The 24,263-nt window shown below is 35.2% G+C and carries 19 protein-coding genes and 1 tRNA gene; 15 read left to right on the top strand and 5 right to left on the bottom strand.

Annotation, left to right across the window (positions count from 1 at the left end; all coding sequences use genetic code 11):
* Window positions 1–188 precede the first annotated feature (188 nt).
* The 15 genes from mraZ to BC962_RS13330 all read left to right on the top strand — a co-directional run bounded on the left by mraZ (window position 189) and on the right by BC962_RS13330 (window position 16,385).
* Window positions 189–656 carry a division/cell wall cluster transcriptional repressor MraZ gene (gene mraZ, locus BC962_RS13260; RefSeq protein ID WP_121346504.1) on the top strand — a complete coding sequence of 156 codons (468 nt, stop codon included), beginning with the start codon at window positions 189–191 and terminating at the stop codon, window positions 654–656.
* Entirely contained in the window at window positions 643–1,539 is an 897-nt protein-coding gene (gene rsmH, locus BC962_RS13265; protein WP_121346505.1) for a 16S rRNA (cytosine(1402)-N(4))-methyltransferase RsmH, read from the top strand. Before mraZ ends, rsmH begins: the two co-directional genes overlap by 14 nt.
* A gap of 38 nt (window positions 1,540–1,577) precedes the next feature.
* On the top strand, window positions 1,578–1,895 hold the full coding sequence (locus BC962_RS13270; protein WP_121346506.1) for an FtsL-like putative cell division protein: 318 nt from the start codon (window positions 1,578–1,580) through the stop codon (window positions 1,893–1,895).
* Between the two features lie 8 nt (window positions 1,896–1,903).
* A complete protein-coding gene (locus BC962_RS13275; protein WP_121346507.1) occupies window positions 1,904–3,910 on the top strand; it encodes a penicillin-binding protein in 2,007 nt (668 codons plus the stop codon).
* Entirely contained in the window at window positions 3,907–5,370 is a 1,464-nt protein-coding gene (locus tag BC962_RS13280) for a UDP-N-acetylmuramoyl-L-alanyl-D-glutamate--2,6-diaminopimelate ligase (protein WP_121346508.1), read from the top strand. The genes BC962_RS13275 and BC962_RS13280 overlap by 4 nt, the downstream gene beginning before the upstream one ends.
* Window positions 5,371–5,407: 37 nt before the next feature.
* Window positions 5,408–6,643: a phospho-N-acetylmuramoyl-pentapeptide-transferase gene (gene mraY, locus BC962_RS13285; RefSeq protein ID WP_121346509.1), complete on the top strand. Its 1,236-nt coding sequence runs from the start codon at window positions 5,408–5,410 to the stop codon at window positions 6,641–6,643.
* A 1-nt stretch (window position 6,644) separates the two neighbouring features.
* Complete coding sequence (gene murD / locus BC962_RS13290; protein WP_121346510.1) at window positions 6,645–7,988, top strand: UDP-N-acetylmuramoyl-L-alanine--D-glutamate ligase; 1,344 nt, start codon at window positions 6,645–6,647, stop codon at window positions 7,986–7,988.
* 23 nt (window positions 7,989–8,011) lie between these two features.
* Window positions 8,012–9,223 carry an FtsW/RodA/SpoVE family cell cycle protein gene (locus BC962_RS13295; RefSeq protein ID WP_121346511.1) on the top strand — a complete coding sequence of 404 codons (1,212 nt, stop codon included), beginning with the start codon at window positions 8,012–8,014 and terminating at the stop codon, window positions 9,221–9,223.
* Entirely contained in the window at window positions 9,220–10,326 is a 1,107-nt protein-coding gene (gene murG, locus BC962_RS13300; RefSeq protein ID WP_121346512.1) for an undecaprenyldiphospho-muramoylpentapeptide beta-N-acetylglucosaminyltransferase, read from the top strand. The genes BC962_RS13295 and murG overlap by 4 nt, the downstream gene beginning before the upstream one ends.
* Window positions 10,326–11,681: a UDP-N-acetylmuramate--L-alanine ligase gene (gene murC, locus BC962_RS13305; RefSeq protein WP_121346513.1), complete on the top strand. Its 1,356-nt coding sequence runs from the start codon at window positions 10,326–10,328 to the stop codon at window positions 11,679–11,681. Before murG ends, murC begins: the two co-directional genes overlap by 1 nt.
* Window positions 11,671–12,387 carry a cell division protein FtsQ/DivIB gene (locus tag BC962_RS13310; RefSeq protein WP_121346514.1) on the top strand — a complete coding sequence of 239 codons (717 nt, stop codon included), beginning with the start codon at window positions 11,671–11,673 and terminating at the stop codon, window positions 12,385–12,387. Before murC ends, BC962_RS13310 begins: the two co-directional genes overlap by 11 nt.
* Window positions 12,388–12,390: 3 nt before the next feature.
* Window positions 12,391–13,743 carry a cell division protein FtsA gene (ftsA, locus tag BC962_RS13315; protein ID WP_121346515.1) on the top strand — a complete coding sequence of 451 codons (1,353 nt, stop codon included), beginning with the start codon at window positions 12,391–12,393 and terminating at the stop codon, window positions 13,741–13,743.
* 27 nt (window positions 13,744–13,770) lie between these two features.
* Window positions 13,771–15,711 (top strand): cell division protein FtsZ, encoded by a 1,941-nt coding sequence (gene ftsZ, locus BC962_RS13320; RefSeq protein ID WP_121346516.1) that lies wholly within the window; start codon window positions 13,771–13,773, stop codon window positions 15,709–15,711.
* An 89-nt stretch (window positions 15,712–15,800) separates the two neighbouring features.
* Window positions 15,801–16,253 (top strand): GatB/YqeY domain-containing protein, encoded by a 453-nt coding sequence (locus tag BC962_RS13325; protein ID WP_121346517.1) that lies wholly within the window; start codon window positions 15,801–15,803, stop codon window positions 16,251–16,253.
* A gap of 58 nt (window positions 16,254–16,311) precedes the next feature.
* Window positions 16,312–16,385 (top strand) — tRNA-Arg (locus tag BC962_RS13330).
* 167 nt (window positions 16,386–16,552) lie between these two features.
* Here the strand turns inward: BC962_RS13330 and BC962_RS13335 are convergent.
* The 5 genes from BC962_RS13335 to BC962_RS13355 form a co-directional block, all read right to left on the bottom strand.
* Window positions 16,553–17,218 (bottom strand): response regulator, encoded by a 666-nt coding sequence (locus BC962_RS13335; RefSeq protein ID WP_121346518.1) that lies wholly within the window; start codon window positions 17,216–17,218, stop codon window positions 16,553–16,555.
* 9 nt (window positions 17,219–17,227) lie between these two features.
* Complete coding sequence (locus tag BC962_RS13340; RefSeq protein ID WP_183075512.1) at window positions 17,228–19,069, bottom strand: tetratricopeptide repeat-containing sensor histidine kinase; 1,842 nt, start codon at window positions 19,067–19,069, stop codon at window positions 17,228–17,230.
* A 190-nt stretch (window positions 19,070–19,259) separates the two neighbouring features.
* Window positions 19,260–21,308, bottom strand: a complete 2,049-nt coding sequence (locus BC962_RS13345) for a response regulator (protein WP_121346520.1) — start codon at window positions 21,306–21,308, stop codon at window positions 19,260–19,262.
* Complete coding sequence (locus tag BC962_RS13350; protein ID WP_121346521.1) at window positions 21,305–22,126, bottom strand: alpha/beta fold hydrolase; 822 nt, start codon at window positions 22,124–22,126, stop codon at window positions 21,305–21,307. The genes BC962_RS13345 and BC962_RS13350 overlap by 4 nt, the downstream gene beginning before the upstream one ends.
* 632 nt (window positions 22,127–22,758) lie before the next feature.
* Entirely contained in the window at window positions 22,759–24,240 is a 1,482-nt protein-coding gene (locus BC962_RS13355) for a Na+/H+ antiporter NhaC family protein (RefSeq protein WP_121346522.1), read from the bottom strand.
* Window positions 24,241–24,263: the final 23 nt, after the last annotated feature.

Raw genomic sequence — 24,263 nt, forward strand, 5'->3', positions numbered from 1 at the left:
AAAACACAAATAATTGCTATTAAAATTCACTTAAAATATCGATAAAAAACCAAGAGTCTGAAACATAATGAAGTAGCTCTATTTAGAAGTGTTTCAGCACAATAGACAGAGAAACTTATCAACAAAGTGGTAAAAAGTGGTAAAATGTGGTAATAATTTCAATATATTTGACTCTATAAAGTTATTGAGTGGTAAATCTAATTGGAACATACGAATGTAAAGTAGATGCTAAAGGGCGTCTTATGGTTCCAGCAGCTTTAAAAAAGCAGCTGACGCCGGTTTTGCAGGAGGGTTTTGTTTTGAAAAGGTCTGTTTTTCAGCCTTGTTTGGAGTTATATCCAATGCAGGAATGGAATGAAATGATGCAAAAGATCAATGCCTTAAATAGATTTAAGAAGAAAAATAATGACTTTATACGAAGGTTTACAGCTGGTGTTAAAACGGTAGAAGTAGATGCAAATGGACGTTTATTGATTCCTAAAGATCTTTTTGGCTTTGCTAAAATGGACAAAGAGATCGTTCTTTCTTCTGCTATTAACATTATCGAGATCTGGGATAAAGATAAATATGAAAATACCATAGATGCTTCTGCCGATGATTTTGCAGATCTAGCTGAAGAAGTTATGGGTAACGACGATTTTAATGGAATATCATAATCCTGTCTTATTAAAAGAATCTGTGGATGGTTTAAATATTAAACCAGACGGAGTATATGTAGATGTGACATTTGGCGGTGGTGGTCATTCCCGTGAGATATTGAGTAGGCTTGGTGAAAAAGGGAAATTATTTGCATTTGATCAAGATGAAGATGCTTTAAATAATGCTATAGATGATCCCCGATTTACTTTGATAAATGAGAATTTTAGATACATAAAACGCTTTTTGAGATTCCACGGAATTAAGAAAGTAGATGGAATTCTTGGCGATTTCGGTGTTTCTTCACATCAATTCAATGTTGCAGAGCGTGGTTTTTCAACAAGATTTGAGGCGAAGTTGGATATGCGAATGAGCCAGAAAAGCAGTTTAAGCGCTTTTGAGGTGATCAATGAGTATGACCATGAGCAGCTTAAAAAAATGTTTTTTGAATATGCCGATCTTAGAAACGCTTCCAAAATTGCTGCGGAAATAATAAAAGCTAGGGAAGTTGCTCCAATTGAAAGTAGTGATCAATTAAAGGAGGTTTTAAAGCCTTTCCTTTTTAAGGAAAAGGAACATAAAATATTAGCACAGATCTATCAGGCAATCCGAATAGAAGTTAATCAGGAAATAGAGGTTCTAAAGGAGTTTCTATTGCAAACTGAGGAGTTGTTGGATAAAGGTGGGAGAATAAGTCTTATTTCTTATCACTCTTTAGAAGATAGGTTGGTAAAAAGATATATAAGAAGTGGCCTTTTTGAAGGGGAACCGGAGAAAGATTTTTATGGAAATATATCTGTACCATTTAAAAAAGTTAAAGGATTAATAGTTCCTTCTGCAGATGAGATCTATAAAAATAACAGAGCTAGAAGCGCAAAATTAAGAATAGCAGTAAAGTTATAAGGCTGAGTGATATCAAAAATAATCAGTAGCAAGACAGGATGAAAAAGGGGATGTATAACATATTGAAAGCTGATTTTTTAATAAACAATGATGCTGTTAAGAACTGGCGATTTATTGTGTTTTGTACAAGTCTTGCAATAATCATGATTGCTTGCTCGCATAGTGCCGAGCGTAAGGTTCATAATATAGCTAAGTTAAATACTGAGGTGCGTGAATTGCGTAGCGAATTTGTAGATATGCGCTCTGCTTTGATGAAACTTAAAATGGAATCTACCATTACCAATAAAATGGCTGCTAGAGGAGTAAAGCCTTCGGAAACGCCGCCATTTAAAATTAAAATTAATATAACAGATTAAGTAAACCTTTGGCAACTAACGAAAAGCACATATTAAACCGATTGTACTTTGTAGCCGGATGTATGTTCATCTTTGCGGTGGCGGTAGCTGTGCAGTTGCTTAATATACAGTTTGTAGAAGGAGATAAATATAAGCAGTTATCTGAGGAGAGAACTTTAAAGAATTTTACAATTCCTGCCAATCGTGGAAATCTATACGATTCTAATGGGAATTTATTGGCTACGTCCATTCCTAACTACGATATCCGGTTTGATGCAGTAACTGTATCAGACAAGAATTTCGAAGAAAACATAGTGCCTCTTTCTAAAGAGCTCCATAAAATGTTTGGTAAAAGTGTTGCTTATTGGTCTTTAACTTTAAGAACTGCCAGAGTAAATAAGCATAGATATTTTTTGATAGCAAGAAATTTAGGTTATTCAGATTATATCAAAGTGAAGAATTTCCCTCTTTTTAATCTTGGTACTTACAAAGGCGGAATGATCGTAGAGCAAAGAACAGTGCGCGAGCATCCTCTTGGGGAAATGGCTGCAAGAACTGTGGGCTACGAGCGAAAAGATAAACAAGGATATTATACTAGGGTAGGTTTGGAAGGAGCTTTTGGACCCTTTTTAGAAGGAACAGATGGGCATAGATTAAAACAAAAGATCGCGAAGGGGCAATGGAAACCTATAAGTGATAACAATGAGGTGGAGCCTAAGGATGGATATGATGTAATTTCTACAATAGATGTAAATATTCAGGATATCGCTCATCATGCGTTATTGGCTCAGTTAGAGAAATACGAAGCAGATCATGGAACTGTGGTGGTTATGGAAACTAAAACAGGAGAGATCAAAGCGATATCTAATTTGGGAAGAACTTCTGAAGGAACCTATTTTGAAAAGTTGAACTATGCGGTGGGAGAAACACATGAGCCGGGTTCTACATTTAAATTAATGGCTTTGGTAGTAGCTTTAGAAGATAAAGTGATAGATACCAGCACTGTTGTAGATACCGAAAATGGAATTATGAATGTGCGTGGTTATAAAGTAAGGGACTCTCATCGTGGTGGATATGGTAAAATATCTGCTGCTAAAGCCTTCGAAGTTTCTTCGAATGTGGGTGTTGTAAAATTGATCTACGATAACTATAAAGATCAGCCTCAGAAATTTATTGATGGTTTAAATAGAATGCATTTAAACGAAAAATTAGGGATCTCTATTAAGGGTGAAGGTGAGCCGTATATTCCAAAACCAGGAGATAAAAAATGGTCTGGACTTTCTTTGGCTTGGATGGCATATGGATATGGAAGTATTCAAATAACACCTTTGCAAACTCTAGCCTTTTATAATGCGATCGCTAATAATGGAGTTCTTGTAAAGCCTCGTTTTATAAAAGAAGTAAGAGAATGGGATAAGGTTATTGAGAAAAATGAATTAACGGTCCTAGATCCCTCAATTTGTTCTCAAGAAACTGTAGATAAAGTAAAAGCAATGATGGAGAATGTAGTGGTTCGAGGAACGGCTAAAAGTTTATACTCTCCAAATTTCTCTATGGCTGGAAAAACAGGAACGGCACAAACCGAATACTGGATGAAAGGTTGGAATTCTAATCCTCGATATATCTCTTCTTTTGTTGGATATTTTCCTGCAGATAATCCAAAATATACAAGTATTGTAATTATTCATAAACCAAACAATAAGGTTGGCTATTATGGTGCAGATGTTAGTGGACCTGTATTTAAAAGAATTGCTCAAAAAATATATACAGATACTCCAATAGAAGATGAATTGGAATCTTTAGATATTGAAAATGATAAGATCTCTAAAGATTTTGAAAAATATTATTCCGCAGCGCAAAGCTCAAAAAAGTTGATGCCTAATGTTGTTGGAATGCCAGCTATGGATGCTCTATCATTATTAGAGAACTTGGGTTTATCTGTTAGAATAGATGGAAAGGGAAAGGTGAGAAATCAATCTATTCCTGCAGGACAAAAAATAAAGAATAATCAACAAGTAGCACTTAGTTTAAGTTGAAGATATTAAAAGACATATTATATAAAGTTCCTATGGAAGCCGTAATTGGCAATACCGGGGTAACAGTAAATTCCATTCATTTCGATTCTAGAAAAGTCGAATTGAATGATGTATTTGTTGCGATAAAAGGAACACTTTCAGATGGTCATAAATTTATAACTACTGCGGTTAACCAAGGAGCATTAGCAGTAATATGCCAAGAAATGCCAGAGCAAATTGTGAATGGTGTTACTTATATACAAGTTGCGAATTCTCAAAAGGCATTAGCTATTATGGCAGCCAATTATTACGATTCACCATCGGAGAATTTAAAATTAGTAGGAGTTACAGGTACTAACGGGAAAACAACTGTTGCCACTTTATTATATCATTTGTTTACTAAAGCTGGTTTTAAGGTCGGTTTACTTTCTACTGTAAATATCATGGTTGGGGAAAAAACCTATGCGGCATCTCATACAACTCCAGACTCATTAACCATCAATTCTTATTTGAAAATGATGAATGAGGAGGGTGTAGAATTTTGCTTTATGGAAGTGAGCTCTCATGGGATTGCGCAAGATAGAACCACCGGTCTTAAATTTGCCGGCGGAATTTTCACAAACTTATCACACGAGCATTTAGATTATCATAAAACGTTCGCAGAGTACCGCGATGTAAAAAAGCTATTTTTTGATCAGTTACCTGCATCTGCTTTTGCTTTGGTAAATGCAGATGATAAAAATGGAGCAGTGATGCTTCAGAATACTAAAGCTGAAAAACACACCTATGCACTAAAAACTTTTGCAGATTTTAATGCTAAAATTTTAGAAAATCAATTTAGTGGTTTGTTGCTGAAGATAAATGGCGATGAAGTTTGGACTAAGTTAATTGGGAATTTCAATGCCTATAATATTCTTGCAATTTTTGGAGCAGGAAGTTTATTAGGGTTAGAAAAGCAGGAAAACCTAAGACTTATAAGTGAATTGAACTCTGTAAGTGGAAGATTTCAATATGTAGTTTCCGATAAAAAGATCACGGCGATTGTGGATTACGCGCATACTCCAGATGCATTACAAAATGTTTTAGAAACCATTAATGCTATTCGCACCAAGAACGAAGAATTGATTACGGTTGTAGGCTGTGGCGGAGATCGTGACAAAACTAAGAGACCAAAAATGGGAAATATTGCTGCAGCCCTAAGCTCCAAAGTGATCTTTACCAGTGATAATCCACGAACCGAAGATCCTGAAGAAATATTGAAAGATGTTGAAGCAGGTGTAGATGCGCTAGATTTTAAGAAGACGATGACGGTTGTAAACAGAAATCAGGCGATTAAAACAGCTTGTCAACTGGCCAATCCTAATGACATTATTCTTATTGCTGGAAAAGGACATGAAACCTATCAGGAAGTGAATGGCGTACGATCTGATTTTGATGATTATAAAATTGTAAATGAATATTTAAGCCAACTAGGAAAATAGAAATTCCTAGCTATAGAAGGAGATTAGAAGAAAAGATATGTTATACTATTTGTTTGATTTTTTAGATAAGCATTACCAGATTCCTGGTGCAGGACTGTTTGAATTTATTTCATTCCGCTCTGCAATGGCTATTATTTTGTCATTGGCAATATCTACCATTTATGGAAAAAAGATCATCAACTATCTTTTAAAGAAGCAAGTAGGAGAAAGTGTTAGAGATCTTGGGTTACAAGGGCAGAGTGAAAAAGCCGGAACCCCAACAATGGGTGGTTTAATAATCATTATTTCTACTCTTATCCCGGTTTTGTTATTTGCCAAATTAGATAACATCTATGTGATTTTACTTATCGTGACCACCCTTTGGATGGGTACTATAGGATTTATAGACGATTATATTAAAACCTTTAAAAAAGACAAAGAAGGTTTAAAAGGTGTTTTTAAAGTTATGGGTCAAGTTGGACTTGGACTAATTGTAGGTGGAACGATGTATTTGCACCCAGCAATTACCATAAAAGAAGATGTTAATGTCCCTGCCTTTAATGTAGAACAAGTTGCATCTAACGACCAGGAAATTAGCTCTGGGGTAGAAGAGAAATCTACCACCACAACCATCCCGTTTGTAAAGAATAATGAATTTGATTATGCAAGCTTAATAAGCTGGATTAATCCCTCTTTGGTGAACTATGCTTGGTTGATCTTTATACCAATCGTAATATTTATTGTTACGGCAGTTTCTAACGGAGCAAATTTAACCGATGGTATAGATGGTCTTGCAGCGGGTTCTTCCGCGATTATTGTACTTACTCTGGGAATTTTTGCATGGGTATCTGGTAACATCATATTTTCAGACTATCTCAATATCATGTATATCCCGCGATCTGGGGAAATGACCATTTTTATAACCGCTTTTGCGGGATCCCTAGTGGGTTTTTTATGGTACAACACTTATCCAGCTCAAGTATTTATGGGAGATACTGGGAGTTTGACAATAGGAGGAATTATCGCGGTGATCGCTATAGCAACAAGAAAGGAATTATTGATCCCGATTTTATGCGGAATCTTTCTTTTAGAAAACTTATCCGTTGTTTTACAGGTGGGCTGGTTTAAGATCACTAAAAGGAAATATGGAGAAGGAAGAAGAATATTTTTGATGTCTCCATTGCATCATCATTATCAGAAAAAAGGTTTACATGAAAGCAAGATCGTAGTTCGGTTTTGGATCGTTGGGATTTTCCTTGCGATCGTAACCATAATTACTTTGAAAGTTAGATAACATGAGCAAAAACAAAAAAATAGCAATTCTTGGAGGTGGAGAAAGTGGTGTTGGTACTGCGATTCTTGCGCTTAAGCAGGGCTATGATGTTTTTGTTTCAGATTTTGGAAAGATAAAAGATAAATATAAAGCTGAATTAGAAAAACTAGAAGTTTCATGGGAAGAGTCGGGACATACCGAATCTAAGATCATGGATGCTTCAGTGGTCATGAAAAGTCCTGGAATACCAGATAATGCGCCTTTAGTTATAAAAATAAAAGAGCAAGGTATTCCCGTTATTTCTGAAATTGAATTTGCTGCCGAGTATACTTCAGCAAAAATTATTGGGATAACTGGAAGTAATGGGAAAACCACTACCACAAAATGGATATATCATATTCTTAAAAATGCCGGATTGAATGTTTCTATGGCGGGAAATGTGGGAGATAGTTTTGCAAAACAGGTAGCAGGAGCACCGGTTGATTATTTCGTATTGGAACTTAGCAGTTTTCAGTTAGACGGAATAGTGAATTTTAGACCCGATATCGCTGTAATTACCAATATCACTCCAGATCATTTAGATCGTTATAATTATAATTTAAATGAATATGTGGCATCGAAATTCAGAATCACTGAAAATCAGACTGAAGACGATTTCTTTATTTATGATGCCGACGATGAAATAATTTCAAAATGGCTTGAAGCCAATTCAGTAAAAGCTCAAATGATTCCTTTTTCACTTCAGAAGAAATTAGAAATGGGAGCCTATTTAGAAGATAACAACATTAAAATAAACCTCAACAACACCCAATTTATTATGCCAAATAACGCATTAGCACTAGAAGGTAAACACAATACTAAGAATGCCATGGCTGCCTCCACGGTTTCTCAATTATTAAGAATTAGAAAAGAGACCATTCGTGCAAGTATGGAGAATTTTCAAGGGGTAGAGCATAGATTAGAAAAAGTACTTAAGATCAATAACGTTATGTATGTGAACGATTCTAAGGCAACTAATACAAATGCTACTTACTATGCTTTAGAAAGTATGGAAAGTGAAACGGTTTGGATCGTTGGAGGTGTAGATAAAGGAAATGTCTATTCAGAATTATTGCCTTTGGTAAATGAAAAGGTAAAGGCAATTATTTGTTTAGGAGTGGATAACTCTAAGATTTTCGAGGCTTTTGGGAATTGTGTAGATACAATTGTGGAAACGCATTCTATGAAGGAAGCTGTTGGAATGGCATATAAAATTGCTGAAAGAGGAAATACGGTATTGCTTTCTCCTGCATGTGCAAGTTTCGATCTTTTCGAGAACTATGAAGATAGAGGGAGACAGTTTAAAGAATCTGTAAGAAATTTATAATAGACAATAAGAGTTAGAATTTAATGAACAACTTATTTTCAAATATAAAAGGTGATAAAGTTATTTGGGCTACCACCGCGTTGCTGGCGATATTCTCGTTCTTGCCGGTGTATAGCGCGAGTAGTAATCTGGCCTATTTATATGGAGACGGTAGCACAAGTAGCTACTTGGTAGTTCATTTTTTTCATCTTGTTCTAGGGTTTTGTGTGTTGTTCGCATTTCATAAAATTCCTTATCATTATTTTAAAGGGCTTTCTATATTAATGTTACCGGTGGTAGTGGTATTGCTGGTTTACACTATTTTTCAAGGAACAACTATAGATGGTGCTTATGCAAGTAGGTGGATACAGATACCGGTGGTGGGAGTAACTTTTCAGTCCTCTACACTAGCTGCGGTGGTTCTTATGATTTATGTGGCAAGATATCTTTCCAGAATTACTGAAAAAGTAGTGACATTTAAAGAGACCATTCTCCCGTTGTGGATGCCAGTTTTTGTAGTGTTAGTGCTAATTTTACCTGCTAACTTCTCTACAACAGCTATCATTTTTACAATGGTGATCATGCTTGTTTTTCTTGGTGGATATCCAGTTAAATATTTAGGGATTATTGTTGGTGCAGGTTTACTGTTGCTTACAATGTTCATTTTAACAGCAAAAGCATTTCCAGGATTATTACCAAATAGGGTAGATACTTGGGCGAGTAGAATAGAGAATTTTGCAAATGATGAAGATACAGAGGCAGATTACCAAATAGAGAGAGCAAAGACAGCGATTGCCACAGGAGGAATTACTGGGGAAGGAATTGGAAAAAGTATACAAAGGAATTTTTTACCGCAGTCATCATCAGATTTTATTTATGCGATCATTGTTGAAGAAATGGGATTAATTGGTGGCTTTGGGGTGATGCTGGCGTATTTAATGTTGCTATTTAGAATAGTTATTGTGGCAACGAAAGCAAATACCGTATTTGGTAAGCTTTTAGCCATTGGCGTTGGATTACCTATCGTATTCCAAGCCCTAGTGAATATGGCTGTCGCTGTGGAATTATTCCCGGTAACAGGACAAACTTTACCCTTGGTAAGTAGCGGGGGAACATCTATTTGGATGACTTGCCTTGCTTTGGGAATAGTGCTTAGTGTGAGTGCGAAAAGAGAAGAAGAAATAAAATTATCTGAAGAATCTGATAGAGAAAGAGAAGAAGAGAATCCTTTGGACATTTTAAGCGAAGCGATATGAAGGAGCAATTAAAAGTTATAATATCTGGTGGAGGTACAGGAGGACATATTTATCCTGCGATCTCTATTGCCGATGAAATTATGAGACGCTATCCATCTGCGGAAATTCTTTTTGTAGGTGCGAAGGATAGAATGGAAATGACAAAGGTGCCACAAGCGGGATATAAAATAGAAGGACTTTGGATCTCTGGGGTAGACAGAAGTTTAACCGCAAGAAACTTAAGCTTTCCTTTTAAATTAATTAGTAGTCTTTGGGAATCTAGAAAGATCCTTAAAAAATTTAAGCCAGATGTGGTTGTTGGAACTGGTGGATTTGCAAGCGGACCTTTACTGAAGATGGCAAATTCTATGAATATTCCATCTCTAATCCAAGAGCAGAATTCTTACCCTGGAATTACTAATAGATTGCTAGGTAAAAATGCTGATGCTATTTGTACAGCTTATGATCATTTGGAGAGTTACTTTCCATTAGAAAAAACAATTAAGACTGGGAATCCAGTAAGACAGGATATTCTGAATATTGCAAATAAGAGAGAAGAAGCACAGTTATTCTTTAAGCTGAAAAAAGAGCCAAAAACATTATTGGTTTTAGGTGGGAGTTTGGGAGCAAGAAGAATAAATCAGTTAATGGAAGCTTTTGTAGATGTTTTTGAAAAGAATGAGATCCAACTAATTTGGCAAACGGGTTCTTTGTATTATGAGGAATATAAAAAATACGATAGCAAATATGTGCAAACCCATGCTTTTTTAAGCAGAATGGATCTTGCTTACGCTGCAGCAGATGTAATCGTATCTCGGGCAGGAGCAATAAGTGTTTCAGAACTATGTATCGTTGGGAAGCCTGTGATATTCATTCCATCTCCTAATGTTGCTGAAAATCATCAGGCGAAGAATGCTTTAACTATTGCAAATGAAGATGCAGCTTATGTATTAGATGAAAAAGATCTGGCTAAGGATTTCTCTGAAATTATTATGCTGGTATTAGAATCTGAAAAAGTTCAGAAGAACCTTTCAGAAAATATTAAAAAATTGGCCCTACCTGGAGCAACAGCTGCAATTGTAGATACCATGGAAAAAATTATAAAGAAGCAGGAATTAAATTAATGGATCAATTTAAAAACATAGAAAATCTTTATTTTATCGGCATTGGCGGAATAGGAATGAGCGCGTTAGCGCGATATTTCAATTATCTAGGAAAGCAAGTTGCTGGTTACGATAAAACTTCTACTGTTCTTACAAGAACTCTAGAGGAAGAAGGGATTCAGGTTTTTTATAAAGATGAAATTGAGTTAATTCCAGATAGCTTCAGGAATACGGAAAATACTTTAATTGTTTACACCCCAGCTATTCCGAAGGATAGTAAACAATACAATTATTTTATTCAAAAGGAATTTCAGCTTAAAAAGCGAGCGGTAGTTTTAGGAATGATCACGCAAGGAGTATTTACCTTGGGTGTGGCAGGAACCCATGGTAAAACTACCACCACTGCAATTTTAGGTCATTTATTAAAAGAGACTGGAGCAAAAGTGACAGCATTTCTTGGTGGAATAAGTGAGGATATACAGAGCAATCTTATTCTTAATGGGAATGATGTTATGGTTGTAGAGGCAGATGAATTTGACAGGTCATTTTTAAATTTATCGCCAAATATTGCCGCTATCACTTCTATGGATGCCGATCACTTAGACATTTATGGAGCTCCAGAGGAATTAATTAAATCTTTTAAGGATTTCGCAGCTTTAATACCCGAGAACGGTACCCTTTTTGTGAAGAATGGACTACCACTTGAAGGTGGAACTATTGGAATTGAAGATAACGCAGATTATTCTGCTCAAAATGTTACAATAAAGAACGGAATTTATCATTTCGATCTGATCACCCCAACACAAATTATAGAAGGTTTAAAGTTTAGCCTCCCGGGCAAACACAATTTATTAAATGCTATTACTGCTCTGGCGATTGCCATTCATTACGGATCCCCAACCAATGAACTCGCCAGAGCATTATATAGTTTTAAGGGTGTAAATCGCAGATTTACCTATAGATTGAAAACCGAAGATCGCATTTTAATAGACGATTATGCTCATCATCCGGCAGAAATTGCCGCTGTTTACCAAGCTGTTAGAGAAATGCATCCCAATAAAAAGGTGATTGCGATTTTTCAGCCGCACTTATTTAGCAGAACTAAAGATTTTGCAGATGATTTTGCGGAAAGCCTAAGTAAATTCGATGAGGTGAGATTATTGGATATTTATCCTGCGAGGGAACTTCCAATAGAAGGAATTACTTCTAATTGGTTATTGAATAAAATAAATAATCTGAATAAAAAATTAATAGAAAAATCAGAGATCATAAATGAGTTAAATGTATCGGAAAGTCCTATTATTGTTATGATGGGAGCAGGAGATATTGGAGAAGAGATCATTAAAGTTGAAAAATATTTTAAGGATGAAAATTAACTTTAATTACATAAAAGGCTTTTTATTATTTGCTTTGATCATCTTTTTTTATGGCTTTGCTGAAAAGCGAAATAACACAAGAAAAGTTGAGAAAATTGAAGTTCAATTTACGCAATTTGAAAACCTTTATGTGTCCGAAGAATCGGTTAATAAATTGTTAATACAAAATGACATAGAGGTCTCAAGTATAGGTAAAGAAACTTTAGATTTGAATAGAGTAGAGACGCTGTTGAATAAACATGAGATGATTGAAAATGCAGAAGTGTTTCTTACGCTAGATGGAATTTTAAAAACCAAAATCAGTCAGCGCCGCCCTATTGGTAGGGTTTTGGGGAATAATGCATTTTATTTAGATAGGTTAGGCAAGAAGATGCCGCTTTCTAAAAATTATTCTGCTAGAGTTCCAGTTCTTGTTAATATGCAGGAAAAGGACATCAAAGAAGTCTTTCCGTTAGTAGATTATATTAACAATGACCAATTTTTGACTGAACATATTACGTCTATCACACGAGTGAGTGGTGGATATTATCAATTAGAATTAAGAAAAACAGATTTCAATATTTTCTTCGGAAAAGTGAGCCGAATAGATGAGAAATTCAACAATTTTAAAGCTTTTTATAAAAAAGCACTTAAAGACGATTTAATAAATACTTACAAAATGGTGGATCTACAATTTGGGAATCAGGTTGTTTGCACTAAAAAATAAGGGATGGAACACAACGAAATTGCAGTAGGGCTGGATATTGGAACCACGAAGATCGTGGCCATGATAGGGCGGAAGAATGAGTACGGGAAAATGGAGATCATAGGGATTGGAAAATCTAAAAGTTTAGGTGTCCACCGTGGGGTTGTGAATAATATTACCCAAACTATTCAATCTATTCAGCAAGCGATACAAGAAGCAGAAGCAGATTCAGGATTAAAAATCGAAGAGGTGGTTGTTGGGATTGCAGGACAACATATTAGAAGTTTGCAGCATAGTGATTATATCACTCGCCCAAATCCAGATGAGGTAATAGATAGCGACGATATTTATACACTTTGTAACCAAGTTCATAAACTGGTAATGTTACCTGGAGAAGAGATAATTCATGTGTTACCACAAGAATTTAAAGTAGATGGGCAGGCAGAGATCAAGGAGCCAATTGGAATGTATGGTGGAAGATTAGAAGCAAATTTCCATGTAGTTGTGGGTCAAGTTTCTTCTATTAGAAATATTGGTAGATGTGTTAAAAGTGCCGGTTTGGAACTTTCAGCAGTGACTTTAGAGCCTTTAGCATCTGCAAATGCAGTATTAAGTCAGGAAGAAAAAGAAGCAGGAGTTGCTCTTATCGATATAGGAGGTGGAACTACAGATCTAGCCATTTTTAAAGATGGAATTATTCGACATACCGCAGTAATCCCATTTGGAGGAAATGTAATTACAGAAGATATTAAAGAAGGCTGTTCTATTATAGAAAAACAGGCAGAGTTATTGAAGATCAAGTTTGGATCTGCTTGGCCGGGAGAAAATAAGGATAATGAGATCGTTTCTATTCCAGGATTACGTGGAAGAGAGCCAAAGGAGATCACCCTTAAAAACCTTTCCAAAATTATCCATGCACGTGTTGTAGAAATTATAGAGCAAGTATATCTTGAAATTAAGAACTACGGTCACGAAGAGCAAAAGAAGAAATTGATTGCCGGAATGGTAATTACCGGTGGTGGTGCTCAATTGAAACATTTAAAGCAATTGGCGGAGTATATTACCGGAATGGATACCAGAATTGGATATCCTAACGAGCATTTAGCAGGAGATAGCGATACCGAAACTACGAGCCCACTATATGCAACTGCAGTTGGTTTGGTATTGAATAGTTTAGAGCAGCAGAATGCTAAATTTCAAAACCGTGCAGGAACAGAGGAAAAGGAAGTAATAGTAGAAGAAGGAACACATTCCTTTAATACAGAAGAGGAAGATGAAGAGCAGGAAACCTCTTCAACAAAATCAAAATCATCTAAAAAGAGTGTTTTTGATAAATGGGCTGAAAAGTTCAAAGATTTTTTAGACAACGCAGAATAACAATATAGAACCAGTAAAAAAGGATTTATGAGCAGTACAGAATTCGAAAATATTTCATTCGATTTACCCAAAAACCAATCCAACGTGATCAAGGTTATTGGAGTAGGAGGGGGTGGTAGCAATGCCATCAATCACATGTTTCAACAAGGAATCAAGGGAGTTGATTTTATTATTTGTAATACAGATTCCCAGGCCTTGGAAAATAGTACGGTTCCCAATAAAATTCAGTTAGGAGTACACTTAACTGAAGGATTAGGAGCTGGCGCAGACCCAAAAGTGGGTGAAAACGCCGCTATAGAAAGTAGTGAGGAGATTAAACGCATGCTCGGTACCAATACCAAAATGGTATTTATTACCGCCGGTATGGGTGGAGGTACAGGAACAGGAGCTGCGCCTGTAATTGCCAAGCAAGCCAAAGAAATGGATATCCTTACTGTTGGGATCGTTACTATTCCTTTTCAGTTTGAGGGGAAAATGCGAAATGAGCAGGCTCAACTGGGAGTAGAAAATTTACGAAGACATGTAGATTCTCTTATTGTTATTAATAACAATAAACTAAGAGAGGTTTATGGGAACCTTGGTTTTAAAGCTGGATTCTCTAAAGCCGATGAGGTGTTAGCAACTGCTTCTAGAGGGATTGCAGAAGTTATTACACATCACTACACACAAAACATCGATTTACGTGATGCTAAAACGGTTCTTAGTAATAGTGGTACTGCTATTATGGGCTCTGCATCTGCATCTGGAGCAAGTAGAGCAAATGACGCGATCATTAAAGCTTTAGATTCTCCTTTATTGAATGATAATAAAATTAAAGGCGCTCAAAATGTGTTGTTATTGATCGTTTCTGGTTCAGAAGAGATCACGATAGATGAAATTGGAGAGATCAACGATCACATCCAGAATGAAGCTGGACATAGTGCCAACATCATTATGGGAGTTGGTGAAGATGAAAGCTTGGAAGATGCAATCGCGGTAACCATTATTGCTACGGGTTTTAATGTAGAGCAGCAAAATGAAATTGTTAATACCGAAACTAAAAAAATCATCCACACATTAGAGGATGAGCAAAAAGCAGTTCACAATTTTGGTCAGAATAAATTTCAAAGACCTGCTTTTAATGAAGAGGCTGCAGAAGAAGTAAAAGAACAGAAGATCGTTCATACTTTAGAAGAAGATGATAATTTACATACCCCACCAAGTGCTAGAATTATGGACGTGGAATATGAGGAAGTAAATTATAAGGAAGAAGATTTTATTATTACAGATACTTCAGCAAAAATCAATAAACTGCAGAAGCAAGAGCAGGAAGATTTAGATGATGATGCTGAAGATCAGTTCATGTTTACTTTTGATTTCCCAATTAATCAGGAACAAGAGAAGCCTAGAGATGAGCCAAAAAGTCCGCAAGCTAAAGAATCATTAGAGGTAGAGAAACCCAATAATAGCAGGATCATTCATGAGCTTCATGATGAGACTAGGGATATGGAGGTAAATGAGCCTATTGAGATCATTCCCGTAACCGAAAATTCTTCTACAGGAGAAAAGCGTTATAGTCTGGATGATTATATGGAAGTAGAGCAAATGCTTAAAAAATCTAAACCTGTTCAGAAAAAAGAAATAGAGGAAGAGCATATCGTTTTTGAAAAGAAAACAGTAGCTCCAGAACCGGAAAGAAAAAGTATATCAGACCATGATAACGATCCTTTTGATAATCCTATTTCTGAAGGCTTAATTGAAAGAGCTGCAGAAAGAAGAGCGAAAATGAAGGAATTCAATTACAAATTTAGAAGTAACGCTGCTCAAATTGATGAAATTGAAAAGCAACCAGCTTATAAACGAGCAGGCATAGATTTAGACAATTCTAGGAAAGAAGAAGAGAAGCTTTCAAGAACTACTTTAGGGGGTGATAATGACGACCTTAAATTTAGAAGTAACAATTCATTTCTACATGATAACGTAGACTAAGCTTAATTTTGCCCTAACAATAACCTGAAATTCCCCCACGAATTTCAGGTTTTATTTTTATATTCGCAGTCTTAATTAATACACTTAATATGAGTTTACAAGACCAAGTAATGACCGAATTAAAGGCGGCAATGCGTGCAAAAGACGCGGTTAAATTAGAGGCTCTTCGTGCCATTAAAAGTGGGATATTGTTGGCGCAAACAGAGAATGGATCCAAAGAAGAGATCTCTGAAGATGCAGAATTGAAGTTGTTGCAGAAACTAGTGAAACAACGTAAGGACAGCGCTGCGATTTATAAAGAACAGAACAGAGAAGATTTGGCTCAGCCAGAATTGGATCAAGCGGCGGTGATCGAGCAATTTTTACCAGCTCAGTTAAGCGAAGCGGAAATAGAACAAAAAGTTAAAGATATAATTGCTAAGACCGGAGCTTCAGGAATGAAAGATATGGGGAAAGTGATGGGAATGGCTTCTGGCGAATTAGCAGGAAAAGCAGATGGTAAAACTATCTCTATGATCGTTAAGAGAGAATTAAGCAATTAGCAATTAACAATTATCAATTAGCAATGATCATTGGTCAATGTTAATTGTTTATTGATTTGGCCGCGTGGCGCAACTGAATAGCGCATCAGATTTCGGCTCTGAGGGTTGGGGGTTTGAATCCCTTCGCGGTCACTATTAAATAGTTCAATTAGAAAAAACGCCAAGTTCACTTGAGCGTTTTTTTGTTTGGACTATTTTCAAAGCGGAGCATTGAGGGATCACCGCAGGTCAAAAAAAACCCGCAGCTTTCGCTGCGGGTTTTTTTGATCTAGAATGGTTATATAAATCGCGTTTTTCTACTAGATAAGGCTAAGATCTTTAGCTATGCCAATAAGATGCGGATTGGTATTGGCATTAAATTCTTCTCTTAATTCCTTAAGTCGTTTTTCAATAGAACTTTTACTATTAGGGATGATGTTATTTTGCTTAAAGTTTTCTTGGATCTCATCTTGGGTTAATCCATTTGCGATACCATTGAGTAAATTAATATCGAATTTCTTTAAAACAAAAAGGTTCTCTTGTTTCAATGCAGATTCAATTTTAGGAGAGTTATAAGTTCTTCCTTCATCAATCTCTAAAATGGCTTTTTTAAGTTCTCTCATGCCATTTCTATCCTTACATACGTATGCTAAGATATCCCCAGTATCCCATAATTGTTTAACGGTTTGAGGCTGATCCTCTATGGAGTTAACCAATATCTTCAAATTTGGATCTAGTTCTTTTAATATTGCAATTAACTGCTTTCCAGAGGTGATCTTCTTATCTCTGTAGTCTGGGATAAAGGAAAGGTCGCAGATTAAAAGATCGTATGGATTGCCATCTTGTAGAGCTTTTTTGGCAAGTATATAAGCTTTATCACAATATTGCGCATGATCTATATGAGCAATCTTCATTTCTGAAAGTACACTAGCAACAGCATAGTTAATACTGTCTATATCTTCTGCAACTAATACTTTTTTAAACATTGTTTTAGATTAAACCGGTATTTGGATATTAACTTTCAATCCTTTTCCTTCTTCGCTTTCAAAATTAATGCTTCCATTAGTTGAATGAATACGGTTTTCCACATTCTTAATGCCGTTTCCTGGTATTTTATTCTGAAGGTCAAAACCTTTTCCATTGTCGGAATATCTAATCTCGACTTTTTTAGACTTAGCTATAAATCGAATTGCAACTAAACTTGCAGTACTATGCTTTTTCATATTCACTAGTAACTCCTGAAGCACTCTATAGATAACGATCTTCTTTTCCCTAGAGATATTCGCCCATAGAATGTCTTCTTGTCCCGTTACTATAAGTTTAGTGTTCTTAGAGCTGCTGTTGGAAAGGTTTGCAATTAGATCTTCCTCATAACTATTGGAAGTGTTTATTTCATTATTCTCCCTGGATATATCTCTAGTACGTGTATAAATGTTTTCTAAGCTATCAAGCACTTCTGTATTTGCTAAAGGCTCTAATCTTCCCATCACATTATATATATCATTTGCTAATTCATCATGAATCTTTTTGGAAATACGAGTTTCTGTATTATATACTTCTCTAATCTTGTCCTTTTTGTGTCGCTGTTTAAAATAATATAATAGGAAAGCTGCTATTAGTGTGATCACTGCAGCAATTAATGAGATAATAATAATCCGGTCTCGTTGCTGCTGCGCTTCTATATGTTGCTGATTATTTCGTTTTTCCAAACCCAATATTTCTTGCAGCTTTTGTTCTTCATCAAATTTTACTTTGGCAAAGGTATTTTTAGCATTAATATTCGCTTGTTTTATACTGTCATTGAGTTTAATAAAACTATTAGTAAATATTTTGGAGCCTTCCTCAGGGGAATAATTAATTATTCTCTTTAAAGCATTCAATTCTGAAGTTTTACTGGAATTCTCTCTCGCTATTTCTAACCATTTAAAAGCATAATCTAGTGCTAGATCTGGTTTACTCTTTTGGAAGTAGCTAGAAAGATGTTCGTAACTAGCAGTTAAACCATTTAGATCTTTTGTTTTTAGACGAAGAGCTAGTGCAGTGTTAAGTTCGTCTAATACAAGAGCATTGGAGTCCTGCATCCATCTGGTGTATGCATAATTATCTATAAAACGAGCCTGGGAATTTTCATCTGCAACTTCCTTTTGTTCTAAAACAGATTGGAAAATAGAGAGTGAGCTTGAGTAATTTCCCTTATCTCTATAAACCAATGCTATATTATTTAAAAAGCTTAAACTGTCTTCTTTAGATATTGAATATCGAAGAGCATTCTTGTATTCTTTTAGGGCATCGTCATAAAAACCTCTTTCCCGATAGGACATTGCTATAACATTGTATGCACTGTTTATATATGCCGAATCTTTTACCTTTAAAAGCAGTTTTAAAGCATTGGTTGCATTCTCCTGACTGCCATAATAATCTGACATTCTACTTTGGGCATTTGCCATTTCAAGAGATCTTTGACCTGCCCGCAAGCTATCTCCAATTTGTAAGAACAGATCTCTAGATTTGTAGTAGTTTCTATATGCTTCTTCTGAATTGTTTAGTGCTTGAAATACCGAGGCTTTACGATAGTAAGCTAAGGCGACAAAGTAAGTGTTCTTTTGTAGTTTTGCTGTATAGATTAAACTGTCTGTGTAATCTAGTGTAGAGTCGTAATTTTTTTGACGTTTTCGAGAATAAATTATTCCGTCTAATAGATAAAGACTTATTGTATCTTCCTTGCGATCAGCTTTTGCCATTCCTTTCTGAAAGCTTAATAGCATCTTCTCAGGATCCTTTTCCTTAATTCCTTGTTGAAAATATATATTGGCTGAATCTACTCCAGAAGACTTCAAAAGCCTTGATTCTGAATTTATTTTTATCGAATTTTCTGTTGAATCTGAAGTGCAAGAAATAAGTAATATTGCCAGTAGGAAACTAATACTAATAAAAAGGTGGGGGATTCTCATATGGCGAAAATAGGTAAAAATCGAACACTAATTTGCAACTCCCACCGTTATAAAAAAAAGATAGGCATAGCTGAACTTAATCTAAATGAGCTAGAATTTCATTTGCTTTCAAATTCTTTAAGCCATCAATAATTTTTCTGAACTCAGCGCTACATTCATCCGACTTTTGCTTTAGAACCAATGCATCACAATCCTCAGTAGCGATCAAAATTCTGGATTCCTCCATGATTTTGCTAAGATGGTCTGCCTGAATATAAAACATGGACATGGTGCTTTTGTGAATGAGATCTCCAATCATCACTTCACTATTTTTATTAATTGCTTCCATGTATTCCTTATTATAAGATACTAAAGCATCTAAGGTGCTCTTTATAAACTTATCCAGATAATGCGCATTTTTATTTGCCATCTTCACGAATTTGGACACATTGAAGGAAGCCTGTTTAATATTTGGGTATACTTCGCTATTATTAGAGCTTTCTATCTCTGTAAGGTCTTCTAGCTCCTCCTCTAAATCTACTGGGAGGTATAAATTTTTCTCTATTATACAATCATTTGGATTATGTAAGTAATGCACCAACATCTCCATTAATTTTTCGGGCTGAAAGGGTTTCGGGACATGATCATTCATTCCCGCTTTTTTAAGCTTATAATTGATCTCTCCTCTCTCTGTCGCAGATAATGCTATAATTACAGGTTGTTTAATAAAATTTAAAGAACGAATTTGCATTGCAGTCTCATACCCATTCATTTTTGGCATATGCAAATCTAATAAGATCAAATCAAAATGTTTTTTCTTTAATAGTTTTATTGCCTCAAGACCACTTTTTGCCGATTCATTCTCCAGCTTCCACTCATTTAAAAACTGAGTTGTAATATATATATTTGCTGGATTATCATCTACTACCAAAACTCGAGATGATCTAAATATTTCTCGATCTTTCAGACTTATTTTTTTATCTTTTTTGGAAACATGATTAGTGATAACCTGATACCAAATATCAAAACTAAATTCGGAACCTTTACCTTCGCTACTTTGAACTTTCATTTCAGATTTATGCAATTGAAGCAATTTCTGACTTATGGTAAGACCAAGGCCTGTTCCGCCATATTCCATGCTAACGTCGTAACTGGCCTGAGAGAATTCCTGAAATATAGCTTCTAATTTGTCTTTCGGAATTCCAATTCCGGTATCACGTACTTTAAAGCTTAATAAGCATTTATTTTTTGAGGTTTCAACATGTTCTATAGAAAGTGTAACAGAGCCATATTTTGTAAACTTTATAGCATTCCCAATTAAATTAGTTAGAATTTGCGAAAGTTTTACTGGGTCTCCTAATACTTCTTGATGGACATTTTTATCCAGCTTAACTAACAAATCTATATTCTTCTCTGCTGCCTTAACCTTGAAGGTCTGCTGCATCATTTTAACCATATTCTTAAGGTTAAAAGGCCGCTTTTCGAGTTTTACCTTTTGAGCTTCAATTTTGCTGAGATCTAATAAATTATTAACCAAACCCAAAAGATTTTCAGAAGAAAGTAAAAGAATGCGTGCATATTCTTTTTGATCCTCATTTAGGTGGGTTTTATTTAGGAGATTCCCAATTCCTAAAATAGCATGCAGTGGAGTTCTTATTTCATGACTAATAGTAGATAAAAATTCAGCTTTTGCATGTGAATCTTCTTCTGCTTTCTTTTTGGCTGCTATTAATTCCTTTTCGTATTTCTTACGGTCTGTAATATCAAATATTGTAGCTCTATAAGTTAACGGATTTTCGCCCTTGGCAGGGATTTCATTCACATTAAGAAGTCCGGGGAAAGAGGTGCGGTCTTTTCTAACAATATCAAAATTGATCTCTTGAATATATCCCTGCATTCGGATTAAAGGAAAAAAATGAGTTTCAAAAAAAATCTGCCCCCCGATTTTAAAAAGCTCAGGAAATTTCTTTATATAGATCACCTCTTTTTTCTTGAAATTAATCCAAGACAATAGGGTAGCGTTTATATTATAGATCGTTCCATCTGTTAAAAACGATACATATCCGCAGGGAGCATTTTCATATAGTTCCTCTGCAGTTTCCGTGATTCTCCCATTAGGGTTCTTATCCTTATTTGTAATACTCATGAAGTTGTGCTTGCGAGATATTTCTTTATGGCAAGGGTGGTTTCTTCAGGTGCGCTAAGATTGGGGCAATGCCCAGTAGCATTTAATATTTGTAATTCAGAATTTTGAAGATTATCATGAATATACTGTCCAACTGCTACAGGGGCAATTATATCTTGGGAACACTGTAAGACCAAAGTTGGGACCACTACTTTTTTAATGTCTTTCCTATTATCAGATAAAAAAGTTACTCTAGCAAAATGTTTAGCGATCTCAGGATTTGTTTGGCAAAAACTATTTGTTAGTTCTTCTCCTAACTCTGGTTTCTCTGGATTTCCCATTATTGCCGGAGCCATATTAGTAGACCAGCCTAGGTAATTGCTATCTAATGCCTCCATAAGGTCATCAATATCTTCTTTGTTAAATCCACCCACATAATCTTTATCATTAATATATCTGGCAGATGGGCCTATCATGACTAATTTCGCAAAACGAGAGGGCTCCAAGTTTGCTGCCAAGGCAGCTATCATAGAGCTTACAGAATGAGCTACTAGAATTACATCTTTTAAATCCAGTTCTTCACAAATCTCTAAAATATCTGCAGCATAACCCAAAAGGTCATCGTACTTTTCTCTTGAATATGAATTATGATCGGAATGTCCTGCACCCACGTGATCAAAAAGTATGACCTTATAATCCTTTGTAAATTCTGGATAAACAAAGCGCCACATATTTTGGTCACAACCATACCCATGAGCGAAAAGAATAGGCTGTGTTCCGGTGCCAAGAACCTTTACATTATTTCTTTCTAAAACCGAGTTGATTTGTTTCGAAGGCATAATCCTATTTTAAGGTGAATTTAAGCAATGTTTATATATTTTGTTTAACAGAGATTTGAAATTTGAATCATTTTAAAATATATGATTATAATTATTGATGATAATTAGGGGTTTCTTATGAGATACCTTTTAATTTATGAATTATGAATTATTAATTAATTTGTCAAATAAGGTGATGTTTTTTGAATATATCTTATTTTTAAAAACTAAGTTGATTAGAATTTTGTTTAATTATTACTAAATATAAATAATAAATACTTTTGAATATTTTATGAATTATTATCATAATTTATTAAACTTAATAATTTAACCATTGTTAAACACAGGTTTACTTAGTAATTTTTTATTATAATAAATTCAGGTCTTAATTAGCGTTTTATCTGATCAATGAATTTTTGGAAAACGATCTTAAAAAATAAAAGATCTTTTCATCTTCATCCAATTTATAATTTAACAACTTAATTCTATTATAGCCTACATTACCTAAGACTCAAATAGAGCAATTTATTACCGATTTTGCCTCTTTCGTTTGGGGGCTTCCTCTTTTAATTTCACTATCTGGTAGCTAGTAAACTAATAGTTGTTTGCCTCAAATTAACACGCTTGTTATGTAGTATATAAAGTTTAAATAATTAAACCATCATAAAGCCTAATATCAAGTAAAGAAAAGATGTAATAACCCCTCCAATAAGAGCATAAGGTAATTGTGTTCTCACGTGATCTATATGATCACTAGCGGAAGCCATAGAGGAAATTATAGAAGTGTCTGATATCGGAGAACAATGATCTCCAAAAATACCTCCACCTAAAGTTGCTGCGATAATTAATGGTAATTCAGCGCCATGTATATTAGCCATTGGAATTGAAATCGCCAACATTATAGCGAAAGTCCCCCAGGATGTTCCGGTAGAAAAGGCAATAAATGAACTTATTATAAATACTACCATTGGGAGAAACTCTGGCGACAACCAATCTTTAGATGAATTAGCAATAAAATCACCTGTGCCTAATTGATTACAAGCGTCACCTATAGCAAAAGCTAAGAGCATTAATAATGCTAAGGGCATTAATTCGCTTATTCCTTTAAGTACAAGGTCTATCATTTCTTTAGTTTTCATGATACCTTGAGATCTGTACAAGACCATAGCTACCAGTATTGCCGTACATACAGCATACAAAACAGATGATGAGCCAGAACCTTGACCAATAGCTTGGAAAAGATGATCTCCAAACGAGCTATAATTCTCCACATTAGCCCATCCAGTTGCAGCTAAATTTATAGGCATCATAAACACCATTGTTGCCAATGGGATGATCATATTATAAGCTTTTGCTTTAAGGCCTTCTTTCGGTTTAAAAGATGTAATGGTGTCAGAAAGCATAGGTTTGGCGTTATCATTAAGAAGTTTTCCTGTTTCCTTTACCCTCTTTTCGGCTTTTGCCATTGGGCCAATATCTTTCTTAAATACTATTACTACAAAAACAATTAATATGGCCAGAATAGGATAGAAGTTGAATGCGATAGAGGAAAGCATCATTGAAAATGGATTTTGTATTCCTTGAGTTATCAATAACCCCATGATAAATGCGCCCCAAGCGTTGAATGGTATTAATATAGAGGTTGGAGCTGAGCTGGAATCTGCTATATATGCTAACTTTTCTCTGGAAATTTTTAATTTATCGAATACTGGTCTATAAAGGGTTCCTACAGTTAGGGAACTGATACTGGTTTCTACGAATAAAAGAATCCCAGTTAATAATGCTAATAACTGAATAATTACTCTGCTGTATCCTGTTTCTTTTTTTTCGAAATAGCCAATTAGAACATTCAGTTTATTAATAAAACCTTCTACACCTTTAGAATATTGAATGAATAGTAATAAAGCCCCAACTAATGCACTGAACATGATGGTTCTGGTATTGCCTTCAGACTTAAAAACGTTAACTAATCCTTCTATTGAGGCAACAGTTCCGGTCAGGAAATTCCAATCACTTATTATAACCCAAGAAAACCATATCCCGAAAAGGAGGGCGATATATACTTGTTTTGTTTTTAAAGCTAGAATAATAGCTATGACAGGTGGTAAAATGGATAGCAGCCCGTAATTCTCCATAAGCAGTTTTAAAAAAAGTGGAA

The sequence above is a fragment of the Gillisia mitskevichiae genome, from assembly GCF_003634585.1.
In the GTDB taxonomy this organism is placed as follows: Bacteria; Bacteroidota; Bacteroidia; order Flavobacteriales; family Flavobacteriaceae; genus Gillisia; species Gillisia mitskevichiae.